Source organism: Parabacteroides sp. CT06 (genome assembly GCF_002257605.1).
In the GTDB taxonomy this organism is placed as follows: Bacteria; Bacteroidota; Bacteroidia; order Bacteroidales; family Tannerellaceae; genus Parabacteroides; species Parabacteroides distasonis.
Window position 1 is genome coordinate 2242876 of sequence record NZ_CP022754.1, and the last position, 25312, is coordinate 2268187.

At 45.4% G+C, this 25312-nt stretch carries 26 protein-coding genes and 2 tRNA genes; 12 read left to right on the forward strand and 16 right to left on the reverse strand.

Features of this window, described 5'->3' with window-relative positions; translation table 11 throughout:
• Positions 1-9 precede the first annotated feature (9 nt).
• On the reverse strand, positions 10-819 hold the full coding sequence (locus CI960_RS09695; protein ID WP_005856744.1) for a DUF1080 domain-containing protein: 810 nt from the start codon (positions 817-819) through the stop codon (positions 10-12).
• A gap of 111 nt (positions 820-930) precedes the next feature.
• Here CI960_RS09695 and CI960_RS09700 point away from each other — a divergent pair, with 111 nt between their 5' ends.
• A complete protein-coding gene (locus CI960_RS09700) occupies positions 931-1569 on the forward strand; it encodes an HAD family phosphatase (RefSeq protein WP_005856741.1) in 639 nt (212 codons plus the stop codon).
• Positions 1570-1825: 256 nt separating this feature from the next.
• Here the strand turns inward: CI960_RS09700 and CI960_RS09705 are convergent, their stop codons facing one another.
• The 6 genes from CI960_RS09705 to CI960_RS09730 all read right to left on the reverse strand — a co-directional run bounded on the left by CI960_RS09705 (position 1826) and on the right by CI960_RS09730 (position 7416).
• Positions 1826-2308, reverse strand: coding sequence for a porin family protein (locus tag CI960_RS09705; RefSeq protein WP_008772096.1), 483 nt, complete (start codon positions 2306-2308; stop codon positions 1826-1828).
• Positions 2309-2351: 43 nt separating this feature from the next.
• A complete protein-coding gene (locus tag CI960_RS09710) occupies positions 2352-3992 on the reverse strand; it encodes a dipeptidase (protein WP_005856738.1) in 1641 nt (546 codons plus the stop codon).
• A gap of 12 nt (positions 3993-4004) precedes the next feature.
• A complete protein-coding gene (gene nhaD, locus CI960_RS09715) occupies positions 4005-5414 on the reverse strand; it encodes a sodium:proton antiporter NhaD (RefSeq protein ID WP_005856736.1) in 1410 nt (469 codons plus the stop codon).
• Positions 5415-5418: 4 nt separating this feature from the next.
• Positions 5419-6264, reverse strand: a complete 846-nt coding sequence (gene nfo, locus CI960_RS09720) for a deoxyribonuclease IV (protein WP_005856734.1) — start codon at positions 6262-6264, stop codon at positions 5419-5421.
• A gap of 28 nt (positions 6265-6292) precedes the next feature.
• The gene (locus CI960_RS09725) at positions 6293-6769 is read right to left on the reverse strand and encodes a PaaI family thioesterase (RefSeq protein WP_005856732.1); all 477 of its coding nucleotides are present in this window, start codon (positions 6767-6769) and stop codon (positions 6293-6295) included.
• 107 nt (positions 6770-6876) lie between these two features.
• Positions 6877-7416 carry a pyruvoyl-dependent arginine decarboxylase gene (locus CI960_RS09730; protein WP_005856730.1) on the reverse strand — a complete coding sequence of 180 codons (540 nt, stop codon included), beginning with the start codon at positions 7414-7416 and terminating at the stop codon, positions 6877-6879.
• A 196-nt stretch (positions 7417-7612) separates the two neighbouring features.
• Here CI960_RS09730 and CI960_RS09735 point away from each other — a divergent pair, with 196 nt between their 5' ends.
• The 3 genes from CI960_RS09735 (at position 7613) to CI960_RS09745 (ending at position 8584) form a co-directional block, all read left to right on the forward strand.
• Complete coding sequence (locus CI960_RS09735; RefSeq protein WP_005856728.1) at positions 7613-8260, forward strand: superoxide dismutase; 648 nt, start codon at positions 7613-7615, stop codon at positions 8258-8260.
• A gap of 148 nt (positions 8261-8408) precedes the next feature.
• A tRNA-Thr gene (locus CI960_RS09740) sits at positions 8409-8482 on the forward strand.
• 19 nt (positions 8483-8501) lie between these two features.
• Positions 8502-8584: transfer RNA gene (locus tag CI960_RS09745), tRNA-Tyr, on the forward strand.
• Positions 8585-8727: 143 nt separating this feature from the next.
• Here CI960_RS09745 and CI960_RS09750 read toward each other — a convergent pair.
• Together CI960_RS09750 and CI960_RS09755 are read right to left on the reverse strand one after the other, a co-directional pair.
• Positions 8728-9483, reverse strand: coding sequence for a NigD-like protein (locus CI960_RS09750; RefSeq protein WP_005856726.1), 756 nt, complete (start codon positions 9481-9483; stop codon positions 8728-8730).
• 126 nt (positions 9484-9609) lie between these two features.
• Positions 9610-10443 carry a DUF5032 domain-containing protein gene (locus CI960_RS09755; RefSeq protein WP_005856724.1) on the reverse strand — a complete coding sequence of 278 codons (834 nt, stop codon included), beginning with the start codon at positions 10441-10443 and terminating at the stop codon, positions 9610-9612.
• A 205-nt stretch (positions 10444-10648) separates the two neighbouring features.
• On the opposite strand from CI960_RS09755, the gene xyl3A reads away from it, so the two are divergent.
• Positions 10649-13255, forward strand: coding sequence for a xylan 1,4-beta-xylosidase (gene xyl3A, locus CI960_RS09760; RefSeq protein WP_005856722.1), 2607 nt, complete (start codon positions 10649-10651; stop codon positions 13253-13255).
• Positions 13256-13354: 99 nt separating this feature from the next.
• Here xyl3A and CI960_RS09765 read toward each other — a convergent pair whose 3' ends face one another.
• Entirely contained in the window at positions 13355-14593 is a 1239-nt protein-coding gene (locus CI960_RS09765; protein ID WP_005856720.1) for a hypothetical protein, read from the reverse strand.
• A 123-nt stretch (positions 14594-14716) separates the two neighbouring features.
• The gene (locus CI960_RS09770; RefSeq protein WP_005856718.1) at positions 14717-14962 is read right to left on the reverse strand and encodes an RNA-binding protein; all 246 of its coding nucleotides are present in this window, start codon (positions 14960-14962) and stop codon (positions 14717-14719) included.
• Positions 14963-15311: 349 nt separating this feature from the next.
• Here CI960_RS09770 and CI960_RS09775 point away from each other — a divergent pair, with 349 nt between their 5' ends.
• From CI960_RS09775 to CI960_RS09800, 6 genes are all read left to right on the forward strand, one after another.
• A complete protein-coding gene (locus CI960_RS09775) occupies positions 15312-16010 on the forward strand; it encodes an NDP-sugar synthase (RefSeq protein ID WP_005856716.1) in 699 nt (232 codons plus the stop codon).
• Between the two features lie 16 nt (positions 16011-16026).
• Positions 16027-16890, forward strand: coding sequence for a hypothetical protein (locus tag CI960_RS09780; protein WP_005856714.1), 864 nt, complete (start codon positions 16027-16029; stop codon positions 16888-16890).
• A 21-nt stretch (positions 16891-16911) separates the two neighbouring features.
• Positions 16912-17817 (forward strand): CDP-alcohol phosphatidyltransferase family protein, encoded by a 906-nt coding sequence (locus CI960_RS09785; protein ID WP_005856712.1) that lies wholly within the window; start codon positions 16912-16914, stop codon positions 17815-17817.
• A 20-nt stretch (positions 17818-17837) separates the two neighbouring features.
• Complete coding sequence (locus CI960_RS09790) at positions 17838-18560, forward strand: HAD family hydrolase (protein ID WP_005856710.1); 723 nt, start codon at positions 17838-17840, stop codon at positions 18558-18560.
• A gap of 90 nt (positions 18561-18650) precedes the next feature.
• On the forward strand, positions 18651-19457 hold the full coding sequence (locus CI960_RS09795; protein ID WP_005856708.1) for a metallophosphoesterase: 807 nt from the start codon (positions 18651-18653) through the stop codon (positions 19455-19457).
• On the forward strand, positions 19438-20064 hold the full coding sequence (locus tag CI960_RS09800) for a hypothetical protein (RefSeq protein ID WP_005856706.1): 627 nt from the start codon (positions 19438-19440) through the stop codon (positions 20062-20064). The genes CI960_RS09795 and CI960_RS09800 overlap by 20 nt, the downstream gene beginning before the upstream one ends.
• A gap of 78 nt (positions 20065-20142) precedes the next feature.
• Here CI960_RS09800 and CI960_RS09805 read toward each other — a convergent pair whose 3' ends face one another.
• From CI960_RS09805 to CI960_RS09825, 5 genes are all read right to left on the reverse strand, one after another.
• Complete coding sequence (locus CI960_RS09805) at positions 20143-20772, reverse strand: outer membrane beta-barrel protein (protein ID WP_005856704.1); 630 nt, start codon at positions 20770-20772, stop codon at positions 20143-20145.
• 30 nt (positions 20773-20802) lie between these two features.
• Positions 20803-21453: a DUF4136 domain-containing protein gene (locus tag CI960_RS09810; protein ID WP_005856702.1), complete on the reverse strand. Its 651-nt coding sequence runs from the start codon at positions 21451-21453 to the stop codon at positions 20803-20805.
• 108 nt (positions 21454-21561) lie between these two features.
• Positions 21562-22623, reverse strand: coding sequence for an endonuclease/exonuclease/phosphatase family protein (locus tag CI960_RS09815; RefSeq protein ID WP_005856700.1), 1062 nt, complete (start codon positions 22621-22623; stop codon positions 21562-21564).
• 107 nt (positions 22624-22730) lie between these two features.
• Positions 22731-23411, reverse strand: a complete 681-nt coding sequence (locus tag CI960_RS09820; protein WP_005856698.1) for an OmpA family protein — start codon at positions 23409-23411, stop codon at positions 22731-22733.
• Between the two features lie 46 nt (positions 23412-23457).
• Positions 23458-23781 (reverse strand): hypothetical protein, encoded by a 324-nt coding sequence (locus tag CI960_RS09825; RefSeq protein WP_005856696.1) that lies wholly within the window; start codon positions 23779-23781, stop codon positions 23458-23460.
• 430 nt (positions 23782-24211) lie between these two features.
• Here CI960_RS09825 and CI960_RS09830 point away from each other — a divergent pair, with 430 nt between their 5' ends.
• Positions 24212-25294, forward strand: coding sequence for a HAMP domain-containing sensor histidine kinase (locus CI960_RS09830; protein ID WP_224202333.1), 1083 nt, complete (start codon positions 24212-24214; stop codon positions 25292-25294).
• Positions 25295-25312 lie beyond the last annotated feature (18 nt).

Genomic DNA, 25312 nt, shown 5'->3' on the forward strand with positions numbered 1-25312 from the left:
ACGAGGCGATCATTTCAACTCCTTCACCTTGATATTGCGGAACGCTACCTCATCCCCATGATCCTGCAAAAGGATGTGTCCTTTCGGAGCCTCGCCGAAAGCACCACCCGCATTATAAGATGGATCAGCGTATTTACTGCCCTTCACCAAATCACGGAACTCCTTGCTGCCACGCTCGTACTCCAATACCTTCACACCATTCAGCCAGTGCTCTACGTGGTTGTTCGGGAATACCTTCACCACGGCCGTATTCCACTCTCCTACGCCGTTGAAATGGATGTTCTCGCTTTTCTTCAGATCATACAAGCTTCCAAGGGTACGACTACCGGGGAAAGTCGTGTAAAGCTTGGCATCCGGGTGCTTAGCGTCATCCAATAGCTGGAACTCCAAGCCGTAAGCGGAGCCTTTTTGCTTCTCTTGCTCGGTCACGAAGTATTTAATACCGCTGTTGGCCCCTTCGGTGATCTTAAAATCCACGCTGAACTCAAAAGCGGAATATTCACCCTCCGTAACGATATCGCCTCCGTTCGTAGACTCGCTACCGTCGGATTTCTGCACGATCAATTCGCCATCTTTCACCATCCATCCGTGATCCGGGAAAGCGTCTTTGTGCGCTCCACGCCAGCCTTTCGTTGTCTTACCATCAAAAAGGAGCGCCCAACCCTCGGCTTTCTCTTGGTCGGTCAATTGATTGATCGCCGGTGTAATTACGGCCATCGGTACTACCTTAGCTGTCTCTTCCGTGCTTTGCGTGTTTTTTCCACCGCAGGCGCAAAGGATCATAGCGCTCATGGCGGTACAAATTACTAGTGTCTTCATGTCTTATTTATTTTAATATATATAATCAAGCTATGTGTGCGTCCACAAAGATAATCGATTTCATAAAAAATAGACGTATCTTCGCGATATAAATATTAAATGATTATTTATATGAAACAACTAAAGACCGCCTTGTTCGATTTTGACGGCGTAGTAGTAGATACGGAACCTATTTACGATTTATTCTGGAACGATGCCGCTAAACGTTATGGCTTAGGTATCGATAATTTCGCTGATATTATAAAGGGTACGACCCTACCGTATATTCTGGAGAAGTATTTTTCCGGATATACGGAGGAGTTCCGCCAAATGGTGACCAAAGAATCTACAGAGTATGAGAAGACGATGCCCTTGCCTCCCATGCCCGGCTCCATCGAGTTCATCCGTATGCTGAAGGAGCACGGCGTACAGATAGGCTTGGTTACCAGCTCGGATAACGCGAAGGTGAAACGGGCTTTCGGGCTTCTACATCTGGACAATCTATTCGATACCCTAGTGACCGCCGACCGCATCACGCAAGGTAAGCCCGATCCGATGTGTTATCTATTGGCGGCGAAAGACTTGAACGTATCTCCCGAGGATTGTATCGTATTCGAGGATTCTTTCAACGGCATACAGTCCGGGAAGGACGCAGGGATGCGTGTCATCGGGTTAAGTACGACGAATCCGGCGGAATCTTTAAGAGATAAAGTATATGAGGTAATCCCCAATTTCGAGAAAGTCACGTTCGAGGATTATTTGAGATGGTAAGCAATCGAGAAAAAGGAAATGATTATTTCCTTCATTCCTTCACCTACCCCTTTACACACACCCACACACATGTATGCGTACATTAATAATTCGCGTATGCGTATACGTGCGTGTGTGTGTAGGAGCCGGTGAAGGAATGAAGGAATAAAGGAAACGCCTGTACTGGCAATGGGCTACACCAGTATCGGCGAGAGCCGGAAGCAATACTGGTGTAACCCCACGGCAGTACTGCCGTGGGGCTGTGACTATATTGGGATCAGAAACTATATCCTACGCGAACGCCCAGCATGGCCTGATCGAAATCCTTGATGATATTATACTTCACCTCCAATCCTATCGAAAGATTGTCGGTAGCATAAACCTCACCGCCTAAACCGATATTGGCTCCCAGACGAGTCTCGTTATGAGAAAGGCCATGGCCCGCATCCCAATTCCAAAAGGACAGACTAAGCCCCGCTAATGGATAAAAACCGAACATCTCACTTAACTTCACTACATAATGAGCATTCAAGTCGATCGCCCAAGTGCTGTGATTGTCATTCTTTACGAAATAAGTAAGAGACGGGCTCAAACGTACCGCATCCGTGATACAATAGCGGTAATCAACTCCTAACGTGGCATTCTTCGAATCGAATCCATAACCGATGTTAAATCCCACGGCAGATTGTCCTTGCTGCGTCTGCGCATAAGCTCCCAGACTAAAGACTGCTAACATCAGCATCATTACAAACTTTTTCATACGCTTTCTTTCGTTTAGTTCAACATTAGATTATTATTGGTATTTATTTTACTTTCAGTCGATCGCCGGCACTCTTCACGATGCTACGGTAATAGTCCTCGTCATATCCGGGAAAATCGGGAGATGCGGGCTGGCCGTACGGATTACGCTTGAACTGTCCGTTCACCTCTTTCTTCACGTTTCCATCGATGTATTTTACCAGCAAATACTCACCCAATTGCTTCCAGCGGGCGGTAGCGGAGTCTGAATTAGTCGTGCTATACCACGTCAAGAACTTGACAGCCTCCGCCGGGTCCTTGGCATACAACTCCTGAGCCGCCTTATCGATAGCCGGTACGGTCTCTTGATAACCATTCTCCAACTCCTGCTGTACCTTACGGATATCCTGAATCATGAAGCTATATTTGTGGTAAGCCATATTAGCCACCCAGTTATGAATCCAGAAAGCGGAAGTCCAAGAGAAGTTCAGCAAATCGCCGTTTCCCACCCGATAGCACTCCGGAACATCCGTTACCGACGCATATACAGGAGTGAAGACCGCCATATCAGCGTCGTCCACGGCAAACCACAAGATACCACCGATAGCGTCCGGCAACCAGTTACGCATTTGTGGAACAATCACGAAGCCCGTTTGTTGCGTCGCTATGGCACGTTCATTCGTATATTCCTGCCCGTCTACCTCGAACGTCATCGGCCGCCAACGGTAAGGAACCTTATACGAGCCGGCACCGGCATCTTTCGTCATATCCAGATCCGTTCCCTCGTAATGGTCGCGCATGCCATTCTGTACATCTTGAACGGAAAGCTTACGATTCGGCTTGACATACAGAGGCATCGGCTCCTTGGAAGGATCACCCTTGATAAAATCCGTATACTGATCCATCGTGGTATCATATTTACGGAAGAAAGACCATACACGAGCCTCGCATCCACGCAAGGCGCTGAAATCATACGGGCAATAAGCCTTGGCGAAACTGAAATCAGCGTCCTTTCCCTTGAAATATCCTTTCTCACGGGCGAAAGAAACCACATCCGGCGAGTATATGCAATTCTCCTTATCGTCAAACGGTATCTGCTGGATACGGGACTGGTTGGCATGCGCCGAGATACAATCGTCCGGGATGCGGATCGCTACCCAAACGGCACCTTTGTTACCCGGTCCCTTACCGATCATCTCCATCACCCAAGCCTCGTTCTTATCGGCGATAGAGAACGTCTCGCCACTGCTGTAATAGCCATATTCCTTTACTAAGTCCGTCATGACCTTGATCGCCTCACGGGCCGACTTGGAACGTTGCAAAGCGATGTAGATCAAGCTACCGTAATCCATGATACCCGTCGTATCCACCAATTCATGGCGTCCGCCGAACGTACTCTCCGTGATAGCCACCTGATGCTCGTTCATGTTACCCACTACGGAATAGGTATTCTCCACTTGGGCGATCTTGCCCAGCGGTTTTCCCGTATCCCATTCCTTCACTTCCAACATGGCGCCCTTCGGCCATGTAGCGGCGGGCCAACGATACATCTCCCCATACAGGGAATGCGAGTCCGCCGCATAACTAATCATTACCGAACCGTCTGTCGAAGCCTTCTTGCCCACCAGCAAACCGGTACAGGCGATAGCCTCCACCCCAGATAACAGGGCGGCGCAAGCGGTTAATAAAATCCAACTCTTCTTCATATAAATAAAGTTTTAAGCAAATAAAAGCATATATACACCGGCGCCGCAACAATAGCCGATCAACGCCAAGATAGAGAACCGTTTCGTATAATACATAAAATCGATCTTCTCCAATCCCATTACCGTAACGCCCGTGGCCGAACCAATGATCAAGATGCTACCCCCCGTCACGGCACAATAAGCCAAGAAGGTCCAGAAACCACCGTCCGATACAAAGAACTGTGCGTAAGGCGATAAGTCGGCCACCTGCTCCACGATCGGGTACATACCCATCGTAGCAGCTACCAAGGCTACGTTATCCACGCAGGAGGACAAGGCACCGATCACGAAGCTGATCAGATACGGCTCATGTACATGCTTATCCAAGAAAGCGGACATGATACCCAACTGCCCGGAGGTCTCCAGCGCTCCCACGGCCATCAAGATACCCAAGAAAAAGAAAATCGTAGCCAAATCGATATTCGGCAACAATTGGGAAATACGGAGTTTCTGGGACTCATGCATGTGCAGCTTGCTATACATCAAATCCGTATAGAACCAAAGGATCACCAATCCCAGCAAGACGCCCAAGAACGGCGGCAAGTTCGTCACCATCTGGAAGACAGGCACCAACGCCAAGGAAAGCACGCCGATCACAAAGATCATCCGACGTGAGCGGTTCGGTATCTCTGGTATGTACTCGTCGCCTTGCTCCTCCTCGCTCAACACACGCAAGGTAGATCCTTTCTTGAACAACCAGAAATGGGCGATCGTCAACGGCACCAACATATTAACCAAAGCGGGGATAAATACGTGAGAGATCTGGTGCATCGCCGAGATATTCTTTCCGACCCAAAGCAAGATGGTCGTCACATCACCAATCGGCGACCATGAGCCACCGGCGTTCGCCGCTATAATCACCATACAGGCATATTTCAAACGATCCGTACGATCCGGTACCAGCTTACGCAACACCGCCATGATCACGATAGCGGCCGCCAAGTTATCCAACAAGGCAGAGAAGAAAAAAGTAGCGAAACTTATATACCACAACAGCTTACGTTTATTCGGCGTACGGATATACCCGGTCACGGCCCTAAAACCACCATGCTTATCCACGATATCCACGATCAACATGGAACACATCACGAAGAAAAGCGTCTCGGAGACGTTTCCTAAATGATAAACAATCGCACGGTTCGATATAAAATTAATAAATTGCTCATGCGGGGGCAAGCTGGCCATCTCCGGATTCTGGGTCAAGAACTCTTGAAAGATCGTACTGGAGCGTTCGACGAAAATATTGTAGGCATCGAACATCAATATCATCCACATAGAGATAGCCATGAACAACGCTATGGCCGCTTTATTTATTTTGATCTTATCCTCCAAGGCAATAGCGAGGATTCCTAAGACAAAAATGACAGGCATTAAAATGAACATATAATCAAGATTTTAATTGTTTATATAGAAGCTGTATCTCCTCCGGCCAAAGCGCCTCGTCCGGGGTCTCTAGGATTAAGGGCATATTGTCGAAACGGGGGTCCGCCATGATCATGCGGAAGGTATCAAGGCCCATCAAGCCTTTACCGATACTCTCGTGCCGGTCCACACGCGATCCCAAATCTTTTTTGGAATCGTTCAGATGCATACCTCTTAAATAAGAAAAGCCGATCACCTCGTCGAAATGACGGAATGTCTCGGCAAACCCCTCCGGTGTCTTTATATCGTAACCGGCGGCAAGCGTGTGCGCCGTATCGAGGCATACTCCTACCCGGCTCTTATCCTCTACCTCATTTATAATATAGGCGATCTGCTCGAAGGTATATCCCAAGTTCGAGCCTTGCCCCGCCGTATTCTCTATCACGGCACATACGCCACTCGTCTGAGCCAACGTGATATTGATCGACTCGGCGATGCGAGACAGGCAGGTATCCACCTCCATCTTCCCCAAATGGCTTCCGGGATGGAAATTCAGCATTTTCAGTCCCAGTTGCTCGCAGCGTGTCATCTCGTCCAGAAAAGCGTCACGGGATTTCTGCAATCCCTCGGCGTCTGGGTTCCCCAGATTGATCAAATAGCTATCGTGCGGCAAGATACATCCCGGATCGTAACCGTACGCTTCACACCGCTCCTTAAATAAATGGATACTGTCCGCCTTCAACGGCTGCGACTTCCATTGCCTCTGATTCCGGGTGAAAAGGGCAAAAGCCTTCGCACCGATCTCATGGGCATTAACGGGGGCATTCTCAACCCCACCGACCGCACTCACGTGAGCCCCAACATACTTCATAATAACCTAACTTTTCTTTTTATTTATACTAATGTTCATCCTCAGTCTTACACCCGCAAAAACCAAACTCCTCCATCGCACGTTCTTGCGGGGTGATGAAATAAACCATCTCGGCACGGGTACACAACTCATTCGCCGAGTTATAGATCTCGGTCTCTATGAAGATGGCGTTCCGTTTCCGGTCTGTCATCCGTCCCCGTATCGTCAGTTGGGGCTCGTCCGTAGAGATACTCTTCATAAACTTGGCGTCGAGGCGTGAGGTCACCCCGGAGGTCTGCAACTTCCTCAAGACCACCCAGCCGGCCAACTCATCCATCAGCGTAGTCTGTATACCTCCGTGCAACGTACGTAGCCATCCTTGGTAAGTACCTTGCGGCTTCCAGAACGCCACGATATCGTCACCATCCTCAAAAAACTCCATATGCAGCCCCAGCGGATTGTTCGGAGCGCAACCGAAACACATATAACCGTCCAGCCCTTCCCACGGATTAATTATCTTTTTCATATCACGAAAACAATATTTATATGTTTTTTGTTGCTCAAAGTTAACAAAAAAGCCGGCTCTTGAAAGGAACCGGCTCTATAAATATCACAAAAAATACTCAACACGACTTATTCCTCGATCTCCGGTTGAAGGAAATCCACGAAGCAAAGGGCGGCCAACGCCGTTCCATAGCGTTTCTCGATCGTAATTCCCTCGGTGATAAAGTTAAGCTCTCCAAGATAATACTTCCCATACGTCTTCTGATGAAGATCGTTAATAACACGGATCAGACGAGACTCAAGCTCCTCGATGCGGTAACGTCCGCTGACCTCACACACAAGGCCACCAACCTTCTCATCAAAGTTCTCATCCTTATACATCCATGCGTAAACCACACCAGCAGACACGAACTCATCCTGATATCCATGGGATACAGCCATGATCGTTTTCATTTCCGAACCAAATGGAGGAAGGTCTAGTTCATCCATGGTTGCCAGATGTGCCGTAGCGGGTATCACCGACGAATACGTCATGATATTAAAATCAGAGATACCGGCGTCATAAAGAGCCATGTGGTAAGAACCAGCGTGTTTCTCCAAGTCTGATTCGCCACTTCCTTTTGTAATAAAAAAGGTGTTTGGAATTAAATTCCCAACTTTCTTTACCATCTACAAATATGTTTTACTTATTAATAAAAGCTTAAGAGCGCACAAAAATAGAAACTTTTGCGATATATAACACATAGTTTTCCCTATAAAACTTTAGCCGCAAACATATTTTCACTAAAAAATCATCACCGAACCCAGAACTTTCATCCCCTCGGCTCTGTTTATATAGTAAATCAACATAAAAAACTAGAAGACAATGCTTACATTATGTTTAAGTTTATTATTAATGATCACAAATAGTCAAATAACAGATAAAAAAGAAGAAGTTATGAAATTCGAGTTAATCCAGTTACCGTACGCAAACGACGGTTTAGAACCAGTTATCAGCAAACAAACAATTGATTTCCATTACGGAAAACATTTATTGAACTATGTAAATACCCTTAATAAGCTGATTGAGGGCACGAAATTCGAGAACGCTCCGCTGGAGCAGATCGTTCGTGAGTCTGACGGAGCCATTTTCAACAATGCCGGCCAAGTATTGAATCACAATCTATATTTTACCCAATTCTCCCCGAACGGAGGTGGCGAACCTACGGGTAAGCTAGCCGAGGCTATCAAGTCTACGTGGGGATCGTTCGAGAACTTCCAGAAAGAGTTCGTGGCCGCCGGTACAGGCTTGTTCGGCTCAGGATGGGTATGGTTGGCTAAAGATAAAGACGGCAAACTTTCAATTACCAAAGAACCCAACGGTAGTAACCCGGTCGTTAAGGGATTGACTCCGATCATGGGATTCGATGTATGGGAGCATTCTTACTATCTGGATTACCAGAACCGCCGTGCGGATCATTTGAACGCATTGTGGAGGATTATCGACTGGGAAACCGTTGGTAAGAGATATTGATTTAATTTGATGTAAGTTACGTGTAGAGAAGAGCCGCCCGAGAGTTTTCCCGGACGGTTTTTTTCGTTCCCTTTTGAAAAAAAATGCCTCCAGCTATTGCATCGTAAGATATTATTACTACCTTTGCACCCGCAAACGAATAACAGATGCCTCTTTAGCTCAGTTGGCCAGAGCACGTGATTTGTAATCTCGGGGTCGTTGGTTCGAATCCGACAAGAGGCTCAAGAAAACATATTGGAATGGGCAGTTACCAGAGTGGCCAAATGGGGCTGACTGTAACTCAGCTGGCTTTCGCCTTCGGTGGTTCGAATCCATCACTGCCCACGAATAAAAAGGACTCTTCTTAGAGTCCTTTTTTGTTTCTATCCATAAAAAAAGTCCTTCCCTATCACTAGGAAAGAACTTTCAAAAAGCAAAGGAGATTCACTCCCTGCCAAATCCCCATCTATTTAAACGATCAAACCGACCTATTTCAAATTTAAGGCGCTTCTCTCGGCAGCTATAGATGCTTTTGCCGGAGTAGACTTGCGGGAACAATAATTGAATTCCACAGACTTATCGCCATCGAATGACTTCCATTTTAATTTCAACTTAACCGTCTTACCATTCGTATCCGGAAGGCTATCCAATTTAAAAGCGACCAGTCCATCCGCATATGCGCCATATACATCGCCATAAGCGTTATGGCGGAACTCTACCTCATAAGGATTCTCCGGGTCCTTGCCTGTCAGTAGGTTTACAAAATGAGCCTTATTGCGGTCTCCCCAGATCGTCCTGAAACGGAGTGTCAGATATCCGTCCTCGGCGATGGTAACCCAATCGTTCACGATCTCCACAGGGTCGGAGCCATAGATCGAATCGTTGCTAGTCACCCCCAAATCCGGAGCGATTGGTTTTGTAAGGATACTGTCGATCCAATTAATATTTACGGCCTTGCTGTAAATTCCGCTAGACTCGTTCGTCTCGTCAAAATTCACCAACGCTCTCACCTCCTTCTGCCCGAAGGGAGAAGAGGTCATATTGACAGGCAACAAGGTCGTGCTATCATCCAATTGAAGAAAATATGAACCATCATCGACCGGCTTAACCGTCACCAACGCATTCGGCAACACTTTACTGTAAGGATAATCATCATCATCGTCCAAGCAAGATTGAAACCCCATAAAACAAGTAGCCGCCATTACACCTACAACTAATTTCCTAAAATTAAAGAATCCGTTCATAATACTTCCTTTCTAAGTTTATCAATTAAACTAATCAACCTTTTAATTCTATAAAATTAGAAATGCGTTTTAGGGCGGAAATGCTGCATATGTGTATGTTAATTAAACCAAACAAGGCATGTCTCCTTACTTCACGGCGAAATTATACTCGAAAGTATACTTATAAGAGCTTGCGGTTCCTCCGTCATTCTCATCGATAGTCATACCCGTTATATAATCTCCCACGGTGGTATAGGTGTATTTGTACTCAGCTTTCACCTCGCTCTGGTTAGGGATCGTATAGGTGTAGGCACGGATCGGAAGATTCCGGTTTTGGATACCATATAACAAGTTCAGAGGTGTTACAGACTCAAAGCCAACCGGCGAGAAAGAACCGATCACTCGCAGAGGGAAGTTCTTAGGAGCCTCCGCCACGCTATACTCGTACCTCATCTCCCGGCTATCCAATGACTGGGCATATAGAACCACGTTGCCGTTCTCCCATGTATATTTCTCGTACTCCGGATAACTTCTCTCCTCGTATCCCGTCCCAAACTCTTTCGGCCAACGGGCATTCCAAGAAGTCAACACCCAATTCGAGCCTGAATAACGATAGGAATATTCATCGCTTACATAGATCTCGTTGCTGGCGTATGGATTCTCTTGAGAGATCTTCTTACTTGTAATTACATTTCCGCTTAACGTATATTCCTCTATAACCTCACCGGAATGAATGCCTGTGACAGAGAATTTACCATCCGAATAAATGAACAATAACTTATCCACTCCCAAATTTATATTTGAGATCTTGCCATCGCTCGTATAATTGATATCAGCGGTAAAAAGCGGGCTTGAAGCTCCGTCTTTATAACAAGAAACTTTCGTTAGCTTATTCAATTCCGGAACAACGGGATCGTCATCGTCTCCGCAGGCCGTCAGGCTAGCGGCCCCTATTAGTAACAAAAATAGATACTTCTTCATCATTCTTTCGTGTTTTAATCTGTTACGGCAAAAATAGGGCTTTTAAATGAATAACCACTAAAGTAACCTATTTTAAGTGTTCCTGTTTGAAAAAATGCTTCTAAAATCGTAGTTTTGCTCCATCAATATCAAAGATAACGATCTATCTTAAAATAGTTTACAATAAGTAATAATGTAAGATAAACAATATCTAAAATTTAATAACATGAAAATGAAACAACTGACAGTAGCGATGATCACCCTCCTACTCACCGCCTCTTGTAGTGAAAAACAACAAGATTACCCTTTCCGGAATCCGGATCTTCCCTTGGAAGAACGTATCGACGACTTACTATCCCGACTGACACCGGAGGAGAAAATCGGCCAAATGATGAACGTAACCCCCGCCATCGAGCGTTTGGGAATCCCGACTTACGACTGGTGGAACGAGGCTCTTCACGGCGTGGCTCGTGCCGGACGTGCGACCGTATTCCCGCAAGCGATCGCCATGGCGGCTACCTTCGATGATAACGCCGTTCACGAGACCTTCACGATGGTCAGCGATGAGGCCCGTGCCAAATACCATCAATACCAAAAGGACAAGGAGTACGACCGTTACAAAGGTCTTACTTTCTGGACCCCGAATATCAATATCTTTCGTGACCCTCGCTGGGGACGGGGTATGGAAACTTATGGAGAGGACCCTTACTTGACCGAGAAGATGGGTGTAGCCGTAACCCGTGGATTGCAAGGTGATGATCCGAATTATTACAAGACACACGCTTGCGCCAAGCATTACGCCGTACACAGCGGTCCGGAATGGAACCGTCATGAGTTTGACGTAGAGGCTACTCCTCGTGATCTGTACGAGACGTATCTTCCAGCTTTCGAGGCATTGGTTAAGGAGGGCGATGTACAAGAGGTAATGTGCGCCTATAACCGTTTTGAGGGCAAACCTTGCTGTAGCAGCGACAAATTATTGATCGATATCTTGCGTAATAGCTGGGGATACGACAATATCATCCTCTCCGACTGCGGTGCTATCGATGATTTCTGGAGAAAAGACAAAAATACGCCTCGCCATGAGACGCACCCGGACGCTGAGAGCGCATCCGCCGACGCCGTATTGAACGGTACCGACCTAGAATGTGGCGGTAGCTACCGTGCGCTAAACAAAGCCTTGGCCGACGGTAAGATCTCGGAGAAAGATCTGGACGTATCCTTACGCCGCCTGCTGAAAGGTCGCTTCGAGCTAGGTATGTTCGATCCGGACGAGCGGGTTCCTTATTCTAAAATACCTTACAGCGTAGTCGAGAGCCCGGAGCATATCGCCAAGGCACTGGATATGGCACGTAAAAGTATCGTTTTGTTGAAGAACAAGAATAATATGCTTCCTCTGGACAAGAATATCAAGAAGATCGCCGTAGTCGGACCGAACGCAGCGGACTCGACCATGCTATGGGCCAACTACAACGGCTTCCCGACCAAGACCGTCACGATCGTGGAAGGTATCCGCAATAAAGTCCCGAACGCAGAGGTTATCTACGAGCTGGGTTGCAACCATACCGCCGATTTTGTCGTGACAGACCTAGGTAGCCACGTATCTTCCACGGCGGGACAAGGCTTCGCCTCCGAATTCTTCAACAATACCGAGTTCGAGGGTACCCCCGCCTACAAGGGATTAGCGAAAGAGCTTCATTATACCACCGGAGGTAACACCCAATTCGCCCCGAACGTAAACTTGACAAACTTCACGGCTCGCTTTACGGGCGAGTTCGAGTCTCCGATAGATGGTCCGGTCGAGTTCAAACTATCCGGAAACGACGCATTCCGCCTGTATATCGATACGGCTAAAGTCGCCGAAGTATGGGAAAACGAATATGGAGCGGAAAAACTCTATACGCTAAACGCTAAGAAAGGTGAGAAATATCCCATAAAGATCGAATATATGCAACGCACGGGTAGCGCTGACCTGAACTTTACGGTAGGCGTACGCACACCCGTAGATTTCCAAGCTACGGCCAGCAAGGTTAAAGACGCTGATGTCATCGTATTCGTAGGTGGTATATCTCCACGTCTGGAAGGTGAGGAAATGCCGGTAGACGCTGAAGGTTTCCGGAAAGGCGACCGCACGAATATCGAGATCCCGGCCGTACAGAAGGAGATGGTCAAAGCCTTGGTAGCCACCGGAAAGCCTGTAGTATACGTAGTATGTACGGGTAGCGCATTGGCATTGAACTGGGAGAACGATCATGTAAACGCTATCTTGAACGCTTGGTATGGCGGACAAGAAGGTGGAACAGCCGTGGCCGACGTTTTATTCGGAGACTATAACCCGGCCGGACGCTTGCCAATCACGTTCTATAAATCCGTAGACCAGCTTCCGGACTTCCAAGATTACAGCATGAAAGGCCGTACCTATCGTTACATGACGCAGACTCCGCTTTATCCGTTCGGTTATGGCTTGAGCTATACAACATTCGATTATAAGAACGCTAAGTTGTCAAAGGATAAGATCGCTTCCAACGAATCGGTTACCCTCTCCTTCGATATCGCCAATACAGGCAAGATGGATGGTGACGAGGTCGCTCAGATCTACATCAAGAACCCGAACGATCCCGCCGGACCGCTAAAAGCGATGAAAGCATTCAAACGTGTGAACGTGAAGGCTGGCAGCGCACAACCGGTTAGCATCCAATTGGAACCGAAAGCTTTCCAATCCTTCAATGACAATACACAGACCATGGAGGTTCGCCCGGGTAAATACCAAATCCTATATGGAGGTTCCTCGGACGATAAGACACTGAAAAAGATTGATTTAGTAATTGAATAAAAACACTATTGTATTCACGGCTGAACACAATAGTATTCATAGAAAAACACAGTAGTATTCACAATCGAATACTACTGTGTTTATGTATGAAGGTAATGATCAGAATTTTTTAATCAAGAAAGACGGATTGATACGCATGTAAACCCCTGCCGTAAAACTCGTGGCGCTTCCCATCGGTTGTTTTACTCCATCCGCATCATTCATATCTCCGGAGAGATGATGAAAAACGTCCACATCTACCCCTATCGAGAAACCCTTCGCTAGTTGCCGGGAATATTCCACCCCCAGATAGATCATTTGCGGACGGTCGAACGTAACCCCCTCATCAATCATCGAGGCCGCCCCGAAAAACGGGCTACCAAACATAGAGATGAAATCCTCGCAGGTCCAATACGACGTTTTCACCCGGAAATCATAGATATCGGCGGAAGCACGGGCATACAAGCCATATCCGCTGTCAAAAGGCCATATCTCTCCCGCTTGCTGATAATAACCGGTAGCATCCAGTTCCACGTTCAAGTTCTTGAAAATACGATGTCCGGTATTCCATACACCTCCGACACCGATCGCACCATTCATCAAGGTTTGCACGGAATTGTTGAAGATCGTGTCGATCTCGCCTCCCCTATGCTGCACCAATCCTTGCACCGGCGTATAGAAATGGAAACGGGAAGCCGGGTCGTTGTACTTTACCCGTGAAGAGATCCCGACGGTAAACGCCTCTTGATGCACATCCTCCCGGAAAATAAAGCTCTGCCAGTTCACCCACACATCCAAGTCGAAAGCCTTCGAGTCATACAACAACTGCAAGCCCGCCTCGGGATCGCAGGTCAAATTCAACTCCGGATTATAAAGAGGCTCTATCAAATTATGGTTGGAAGCGCCGTAAATATTTCCCAGCACGATGTTCACATGATCCGAGAGAGCCATCTGCGCCCGGAAATAGGGCAACACATGTACCCCTTTTTGGTATTGGTCTCCCTTCCAATAAGCGATATCCTGATAAGCCATGCTCGGATATTTATTCGCCCCATGATAGATCAACATATGGACACCCGCCTCCAACTTGATATTCCGCAAGGGATAATAAACCGCTTTGCCTTGTACCCAAAGCCCCGGCAACGAATACCCTTTGGTAAATTTACCCGTATACTCGTTATCCTTGAAGAAGCTAATATTATCCAACTCTACGGACAACTCCCGGGCCTTCTCCGGGTCGATATGATAATCCGTCTTATAGACACGATCCGCGATCTGCGCCTTCAGCGAGGGAGACCAACTCCCCAATCCCATCAAGCAAAGACCCACAATGAAACTCCTAACACCTATATTCTTCATCACTCTTAAAATTTCTCGCGAACATAAACAAAATACACTGAAAAAAGAAAGCGGGGAAACGGAAGTTTTCACCTCGTTTCCCCGCTTTTTCGTCTTATTTTAAAAATCTCTTTCTTCTAAAATTTAACGTCTAGGGATAGCTTCTTTAACAACCATCTGACGACCTTCGTACTCAGCTTGGTTCAACTCCTCGATAGCTTTTTGAGCCTCTGCAGCGTTAGGCATCTCAGCGAAAGCGAAGCCCTTAGAACGTTTTGTGTCACGGTCAACAATGATTTTAACTGAGTCTACAACACCATACTCTTCCAGAATCTGTTGTAAGTCTGATTCTCTTACCCGATAATTCAGGTTTCCAATGTAAATATTCATACGAAAATGATATAAAAAAATAAAAATTAATAATAAAACAAGGATGGTTGGTGAAGTCAATCTCTAAAAGAAAGTATTATCATCGCTGATGAATAAATGCTAAAAGATAAAAGAGCTATACAAACTATCTTTTGTTCATGGCACAAAGGAAAGCATTCTATTTGAATTAGCAACTATAAAACGATAATTATTTTCAAAAAAACATTCAAGCTCTTTATAACGTCTTTGTTGTTCTAGTCAAATAGTCCTAATTTATAGAAATTTTGACCAATTATATCAACGATATAGCCTAAAACTATCTCAGAAATCTCGTAACTTTGCAAAATTATTATTTGAACTAATAAAAGTTATGGATTACGCGATCATTGCCGCCGGCGAAGGCTCCCGCTTGGCGCAAGAAGGTGTTAAGTGGCCAAAGCCTCTGGTTAGACTCAACGGTGTCGCTCTGATAGACCGGTTGATAGACGTTTTTTTGAAAAATAACGCAACCTCTATCAGTATCATCGTAAACGAGGAGATGACCGAGGTACAGGATTACCTGAAGGCCCTGCGACTACCTATACCCTTTTACCTATTGGTAAAATCCACCCCCAGCTCTATGCACAGCTTCTACGAGCTGAGTCATTATCTGGACGGTGATAAGATTTGTTTAACTACTGTAGACACGATCTTCAAGGAAGAAGAGTTCAGCGGCTATATCCAACAGTTCATCCAAGAGGATAAACTGGACGGATTGATGGCCGTCACTGATTTTATTGATGACGAGAAACCCTTATATGTAGAAACAGACAACGAACTTTACATCCGGAATTTCCTAGATCAGGCAGACGGTGATTGCCGTTACATATCGGGAGGTATCTATTGCTTGAGGCGTCCGGCTCTGGGTGTATTGAACAACGCCATCTCGCAGGGAATGTCGAGAATGCGCAATTATCAACGGCAGCTCATCGCCGAGGGGTTGAGGCTAAAGGCCTATCCTTTCAGCAAGATCATCGACGTGGATCACGCCGATGACATTTTGAAAGCCGAATCATTTTTAAAGTCATAAAGAATACTGTCTAACAATGAGTAAATTAACTTTAGCAGGTATCCGCAGAGGAAATCAATTCTCCCCCAATCATATCGGCAACGACGCGGCGATCTTCGCCTTGACAGCCCAGCATTTACGAAAATTGGGATGCGATGTAAACGAATATATCGAATCGGATCTGCTGCTACAAGACCCGAAGGAAAAGGGTATCTTTAATATGGTAAGAGACTGGAAGTCCATCCATAAGCTGCAAGAACTAGAGGATAAAAATTATTTCGTGGTGAACTCGGGTTACGGGATCGAGAATTGTACTCGTGAGAAAATGACCCGCCTCCTATTATCCAACCATATCTCCCATCCGGCAAGCTTAATCTTACGGACAGATGAGGATCCGACAGAAGCCCTTGAGAAAGCCGGTTTCTTTAATTGCTGGATCAAACGGGGAGATTTCCACGCCATTCATAGGGAAGACGTCACCTACGTAAGAAATCCGGAAGAGGCGAGAAGCATACTGAAGGAATACGCCATCCGTGGTATCCCGTCGGCGGTAATCAATGAGCATCTGGTAGGCGACTTGGTGAAATTTTATGGGGTAGCGGGGACTGATTTCTTTTATTGGTTCTATCCATCGAACATGCATCATAGTAAATTTGGTTTAGAAGTTATCAATGGTACAGCGAAGGGGATCCCCTTCGACGAAGCGCAGCTTCGTCTACTTTGCCACAAGGCTGCGGAGGTATTGAACATACATATTTACGGGGGAGATTGCATCGTCTCCGAGGATGGTGTCATGCGGATTATCGATTTCAATGATTGGCCTAGTTTCGCCCCTTGCCGGGAAGAAGCGGCTCCAAACATCGCACGTCGTATCTGGGATCTTATGCGAGAACACATCTAAATCGTTTTAACAAAATCAATCATGAGTGAGACTAAGTCTACTCCCAGTCTGGAGTCAACCTTAAAATCTTTGGACACCGAGGAGTTTATCGATATTCATTTCTATCGTCCTATTGGCTACCAATGGGCTTTGTTCTTTAATAAATTGGGGGTATCGCCCAATAGTATCACGATCGCCAGCATCTTTATCGGCATAACGGCAGGTATCTGTTTCTATTTCCAGAGCCTCGCTATCAACGTGATCGGCATGTTACTGTTAATCTGGGCAAACTCATATGATAGCGCAGACGGACAATTGGCCCGTATGACCGGACAGAAAAGTGCCTTGGGACGTATCTTGGACGGTGCCGCCGGCGATTTCTGGTTTATCGCTATCTACGCGGCAATCTGCTTACGCCTCACGCCGGAATGGGGAATATGGATCTGGCTATTGGCGGCTACGACGGGATTCTTCCATAGCAAGCAAGCGGCCATGGCGGATTATTATCGCAATATTCACTTGTTGTTCTTGAAAGGTAAATCGGGTAGCGAGCTCTCCCACTCTCCCCAATTGAAGGAGAATTATAAGAAGATGAGTTGGAAACATGACTTTATCTATAAATTGTTCGAGACCTTCTACATTAATTATACGGTAGGTCAAGAAGCATGGACACCTAAATTCCAACACATGATGAACATCATCCGTGAGAAATACAACGGACAAGCGCCGGAATGGTTCCGTAAGGCTTTTCGAACAAAGAGTCTGCCGTTGATGAAATATACAAATATGCTATCATTCAATACCCGGGTGATCGCTTTGTTTGTCAGCCTTTTCATCGACATGCCTTGGCTGTATTTCGTATTCGAGCTGACCGTATTAAACTCGATGTTGCTCTATATGATCAAAAAGCATGAGCATATTTGTGAAGATTTCAGCAAACAATTATAACGTTTTTATCCCATTCGATTATGTTCAAATTAGACAAAGTAAAAGGAATCCTCTTTGATTACGGCGGAACGATAGACAGTAACGGCATGCACTGGGCTGAGGTGATCTGGATGGCGTATGAGGCCTTGAAGGTTCCCGTATCCAAAGCGGTCTTCCGTGATGCTTATGTACATGGAGAAAGAACGCTTGGAAAGAATCCGATCGTGAAGCCTCATCATACGTTTCTGGATATGCTGCGCTTGAAAAGCGATTTACAAATCCAATGGCTGAAAGAGAATGGGCATTTATCCGCCGAGGCGGTTACCCCGGAGTTACCGGAACAATTAGCGGATTGGTGTTACGAATACGCCCGGAAGGCAATCGATAGCGCCCGCCCCATTCTGGAGCAATTAGCGGAACGTTACCCATTGGTATTGGTATCGAACTTTTATGGGAACATAGAATCCGTGTTGAAAGATTTCGGTTTGGATCATTTATTCGGCGCTATCGTGGAATCGGCGGTCGTAGGTATCCGTAAGCCGGACCCGGCGATCTTCCGATTAGGAGTGGATAAACTGGGATTTCCCGCCGACGAGATTGTTGTCGTAGGTGATTCCTATGATAAGGATATCGTCCCCGCCACCCGGATCGGATGCCAGACAATCTGGCTAAAAAGTATTGGTTGGAGCGCTTATAAAGGAAATGAGACTGCCGATATCGTATTATCCGACTTCACGGAAATAAAGCAAGTATTCGCTTTATAGAATATACATTTTAGACCAGTATAAGCTCAGAAATGACCTTTTTTGGTACTGATAGCATCCTAACTTTGCATATAAAAAAGTTAGGATGCTATGTTTTTAAAGAAATACATATGGCTTTCTGCCGCTACACTCCTCACGGCTTGCGACTTAATCGACTATCATCCGTATGACGGTCGTCTGGATTCCGATACTTCCCGGGAGATCAACCCGACCAATATCGAGCGTATCGAGAAAGTCTGCGAAGGGAAGGACACGATCCGTTTTATTTTTATGGGCGATACCCAGCGGAGTTATAATGAGACGGAAGATTTCGTCAAGTACGTTAATCAATTAGATAGCATCGATTTCATTATCCATGGAGGAGATTATACGGAGTTCGGCTTAAAGAAGGAATTCGAGTGGAACGATGATATCTTGTCCAAACTAAAAGTGCCTTACGTAGGGTTGATCGGTAATCACGACGTGATCGGTAATGGCGACCAAGTATTTCGTAAAATCTTTGGGAATGAGAACTTCTCGTTTGTCGTGAGCGACGTGAAATTCGTATGCCTCAATACGAACGCTATCGAGTATGATTATTCCCATCCGGTACCCGATTTTAATTTCCTAAAGAATGAGATAGCGGATAGTACCCGTAATAAACGCACGATCGTAGTCATGCACGCCCCTCCCGGGAACGAACAGTTCGACAATAACGTGAAAGACGTGTTCCAACTTTATATCAAGACATTACCATCTTTAATGTTCTGCTTGCATGCACATAATCATTGCGTATCGGCAGCTGATTTGTTTGAGGATGGCATTATCTACTACGGTTGCGCCAATATCGCCAAACGAAGTTATCTTCTTTTTACCTTAACCCCTGACGATTATATGTATGAAGTGGTCAATTTTTAAGCTTCTCCTCTTAACTTGTGTCTTTTCCCTTACACTCCATGCGCAAGAGGATAAATACACGAAACGAGTGCAACGGTACGAGAACGCATGGCAACGGGTCATCCCCCGCTATACAAAAGTACAATTCGCAGGTTCCATGGCGATGCTATCCGTGGGTACCGGTTGGAATTATTACCGGAATCATTGGGAAACGGATATGTTGCTGGGTATCGTCCCCCGCAACGCAAATGATCACGCAAACGTGACTTTCACCTTGAAACAAAACTATTTTCCTTGGAATATCGATCTGGGAGAAAAAGTATCTTTCGAGCCTCTTTGTTGCGGTATCTACGTAAATTTCCTATTTGACCGGGATTTCTGGGCCAAGCAACCGAATAAGTATCCCCCGGGATATTATTGGTTCTCCACCCGCATCCGTAACCATATCTTTATCGGGGAGCGGATCACACTCAAACTGAATCCAAATAGTAGCTGGCATAAATCCATCAGCTTCTTCTATGAGTTAAGCACTTGCGATTTGTATATAATAAACGCTATCGGCAACAGCTACTTGAAGCCAAAAGATTATTTAAGCCTTTCATTCGGGGTGAAACTACAGATCTTATAAAAGCAAGAAACGGAAGACATTCACTGCCCTCCGTTTCCCTAAACTACATAAAACACTTAAAAGAACAAACGTTGTCTATCAGAACGCTAGACCTAAGCGGATACCCCAGTTATTCAAACCATCGATATGATAGCTGAGGACATCACCCTTGTTGGTAGCGTAGTTATAATAAGCGGCCATATGTACGCCGATCTGTTTCTGAGGTGTGAAGTACACGGTCATACCGATCTCGGGAGCTACATAGAATCCCCAGTTACGATCGTAAACCTTCAACACGTTCATGTAGGTAGACATCTCACTATAGCTAGCACCTAACTGAGCGCCAACATACGGTTGGAATTGTCCTTCCGGAGCGAAGTTATAACGGAAAGCCGCACCAAAAGGCAACTGGAAGATAGAATGCTGTTGATCGGAAGTGATTACGGATGTTGAGTTTACCGGAATCGTCTGGCGGTCCACATACTCATTATTTGTATGATAAGAGATGAACGCACCTATAGCGAAATTAGGAATCACATAGTAACCACCCTCAGCGTGAGCACCCCAACCGCTGGTCTTCTTAGAAAAGTCTTGACCGAACGGAGAGTTGATTTGCCAGTCTACATTGAAATACGCGTTTTTCAAAACCTGGGCGCCAGCCAGAGTAGGCATCGCCATACAAACTACGAGTAAAGCGATTAACTTGATTGATTTATTTATCTTTTTCATAGAATCTCAAACTTTTAATCATTCGAATTATTATTTCTTTACGTACGGAGATTGTACAAATGCTTGCTCGATAGCACGAACAGCCAGCTGAGTATCGAATTTATCGGAACCAGACAACAAGCCACTCATGTAAGCAGTCCAAAGAACCGGAAGTTTAGCGTCTGCCTTAGAAGCGGCAGGAGTATCCAAATCCACTAACTCTGTCAACAAGGAACCTACACTATAGCTATACACTACAGGATACGGGTAATACCAATTTCCCCAACCCGGTCCCCAGTAACCCGGACTCCAATATCCCGGATAGTTCCACCACCAGTACGGGTAGTTGTAGCCATCGTTGTAGTCAGCGAAATATTGAGTACTTTGTACGTAAGAAACTTGCAGACCTAAGTCGGCGTTATCTTTGTCTAGCGTGCGTTTGAAACCGCGGCTTTCCATATTATTCACCAACGTAGTGATAATATCGTCTGCTTCATTGGCTGTCCAGAACTGAGGTTTCTCGCTTGTGCCGATAACCAATACACTATCCGGAATGTAGAACGTAGTGAACGATTCGAATTTCGCGTCCTTATCATGATTCGTGAACACCAGAAAATCATTGTCCAATTTCGACATGTCCGGGTCCTTTTGGCAAGAAGCCAGCAGAAGAACTAACAGAAAAAAAGGAAAAATCTTTTTCATCTCATTTTAACGTTTAAAACAGTTTATACTATTATTTGTGCTTATATATAAGTCACTATTAAAACAGCATGAGTTGAAAAAGGTTCTAAAACTATCCTTTTGGGTGTGTTAATTAACATATCCTAACCATACGACGGGCTTATGGTCACTGTAGTCTAAATTAGGAGAATCATAAGTTACACCCTTAAAATCAGGAGAATAAATTATGTAATCAATTCGAAATATACGCTTTAATTGACGAAAGGTGTACCCGAAACCGGAGCCACAGTCACGAAACCCATCCGTTAAATCACCTTTCACGGTACGGTACGTATAAGAGGCCGGTGTATCATTAAAATCACCGCAAAGAATCACGGGCCCCTCCCCGGCATCCAACATCTGACGGATATAATCCGCCTGAGTAGCCCGTTTCACGAAATTCTTCTTCATCTGAAAAGCCATATGGAAGGCGGCCTCGGTTTCCTCCAATTGTTTACCCTCGGCATGGGCTTGGTAAAGACGAGGCTTTACGGCATTCACGCTAGTCGTTTGGAAATGGTTATTAAATACACGAACACTATCCCCTTGGATATCCATGACGGCAAACAAGGATTTATTGCTAGACTCCGGGTATAGGATAGACTCAAAACGAAGGATCGGATATTTACTGAAAATAGCGTTGCCCGCCGCTTTCGTAGCCGAACGGGTAGAGCAATAATACGGTAGGAACGATAAGGTCTTGGCGACAGAATCCATCCGCAGGGCCGATTCAACAGGGCATTCTTGGAGGCAAACGATATCCGGGTCCTCCTTTCTCAGCCAATCCGCTATATTAGGAAGCTGTTTCTTTCCGTCCGTATTGAAATTATTCACGTTATAGGTAATCACCTTAACCGCTTCTTTCCCTATCGGAATCTCTTTAGGGAAGACCCGTATCTGGAACATCGATATCAAAAACTCCCAGTTCAACAATAACGCCGCCAAAGGTACCCAGCACCAATGGCTCCTAAAGACACACCACATCAAGAAAAGACATAGATTGACCGCCAATACCGGTAATAACACCAATCCGGGAAACGAGATCCACTCCTTCCCTTCCGGATTCATACGTCCGGTAGCGAATCCGGCTATGGCTGCCACGGCAAAAGCGATCGTAATCAACACAAATAAAATATATATCAACTTCTTCATCCTTCCTATCCTGCGATTTAAACAAAAAAGGGACTATCCGGAAAAGACAGTCCCCCAATTCATACACTATAACCTGTCCGCTTCCGGCAGGGATAGCTTTAAAAAACTTATCGAAGCGTTCCTTGTTGAGCCTCTTGGATCATCTTCTGATTAGCCAAGATCACGATCTCAACACGACGGTTCAACGAACGACCCTCGGGAGTGTCATTGCTAGCCACAGGATCATGTATACCTTTGCCTTCATAAACCATACGATCCGTACTTACCCCCTGCATCATCAGGTAATCGTAAACGCTCTTCGCACGTTTCTCGGACAAGGTCTGGTTATAATCCACCTTACCGGTGTTATCCGTAAAGCCGATGATTCGGATATCCGTATCCGGATTGGCCTTCAAACTGGTAGCGAAGTTACGCAAGGCACTCTTGGAAGCGTCGCTCAACGTACTCGAGTTCGTGGCAAACAAGATACCGGAGTCAAAAGTAACCTTCAAGGCCTCACCATTGTTCACGCTCTCGATCTTCGTGTCCTCAGGCAGGGTAGCTTCCAGCTCCTTCTTCTGCTTATCCATTTTCTTACCGATTAACGCACCGGCTGTACCACCTACGGCCGCACCAATCACGGCACCCAATGCGGTATTTCCGGCCAAGGCACCAACACCAGCTCCGACAGCGGCACCACCGCCTACACCGATCGCCGTACCCTTCGCCGTGTTATTCCACGTTCCGCAACTCGTAAACACCACTGCCATACATAGCAGTAAAACAGATAATAATTTAATGTTCCTCATCATCTTCTACAATTTCACTTAAACAACTTTATATATATAACAAATATCAATCAAACATGTTGATCGAATCGCAATATTCAAGTTCTCCTTGTACTATAAAAGTGATTTCCTCCGGTTCGAATTTGCCTACGCCGTCTTTCTGGGCGTTCTTAATTACATAATTTACAACCTCTTCCTCATCGATCTCGATCTCATCGTCACCATCATCATCTAGCATGCCATTAGATTCATAGAAGTCGTAGATCAAGTCTACGATATAGTTGATATCGTCATTACTGAACTTTCCTTTCAGTTCTTGGGGAAGATAATTCTGGATAAATTTTACGGAATCATCCTCGTCATAAAGTAGCTCGTCATTGTTCGTGCTCATAATTAATCTTGTTTAATTGGTTTGAATAGCGGCAAATGTACGGAAATATTTTGATTTTATATCCCAAAAACAATTAAGCTTATTTACGGACGTGACTTAACAAAAGCAAATGCCCCTACTTGAACATAGTTCTAAAAGAGCTTAGGTTTTATAGGAAGCAAAGGTAATAAAAATACTTGATTATCATATAGACCTATTATTTTTTATAGCTTCCGGGCAATTTACTGTTCCGCATGATATTTTCTTTGAAAGAATATATTTCCAACCGAGTACCCCAAAGAGACTTCCAATATCTTTATGGATCACAAAAAACACTAAAGCCAGTCTTATTTGTGTTAAAATCAAAATACACTCCATCATTTATTTACATATAGTCATTTGATACTCAAGTTCTTTTAGAACTCAGTAAATGTATTAAATTATGATTACAATGGAACCTAAAATACAAAGTACCACAAGTACCCGAGCTCTCCGGAGCAAAATCGGGCCTATCAAGGCTTACTTATTCAAGACCTCATATGTAATCAGTCCAATCACGCCAAGCGATCTTAAACATTCCATGAAAGGTGCCTACAAATCATTCCTGTCTAAAACCGATCAAGCATACGGCCATTCCACGTCAACAATCAACCCCAAACTTTACCCTATTTCTACCTTTAAGCAAATGAGCCTCGTAGTAGTCCCGAGTTTCATGATAGAGTCCCCATTCGAGGTAGTGGCGATAGCTCTTATCGCCTTTCTACTTATCCTCCTTTCGATGAGGGAACATCGGCATAAGAAAGACATTCTTGACACCGAACGAAATATGGCCGAAGAAGTGATCCGCTTACGTGAGAAGGCGGAAGAATCAAACCGGTTGACAAGTGCTTTCCTCGCCAATATGAGCCATGAGATACGGACCCCATTGAATGCGATCGTAGGTTTCTCGACCCTTATCAGCGAAAGTGAGGATAAAGAGGAGATCAAAGAATTCGCTAAAATCATTCACGCAAACAATGAGCTACTCCTTAATTTAATCAATGACATACTCGATATGTCAAAAATAGAAGCCGGTATATTGGATTTCCTTTATACGGAAGTGGAGATTAACGAGCTTATACAAACCCTATGGCGGAGTTACCGATTCAAGATCAAGGAAGGAGTAGAATTCCGCACGGAACTGCCTGCGGAAAGCTACATTATCCATACTGAGAGAAACCGTTTATCCCAAGTACTGGCTAATTTCATCAATAATGCTTGCAAATACACTTTCGAGGGAATGATAACGATCGGATATGAAATAAGGAAAGACGATATTTATTTCTTTGTTACCGATACGGGAAAAGGGATAGCTGAAGAAAATATCTCCCGTGTTTTCGATCGATTCGCTAAATTAGATTCCTTCACCCAAGGTACGGGGCTCGGGCTGTCTATCTGTGAATTAATCATTAAACATTTAGGTGGAGAGATCGGCGTGGAGTCAAGCGTTGGAAAAGGATCTACATTTTGGTGCACGGTTCCCACCCGGAAATAATCGCACCAAGCCGTATCT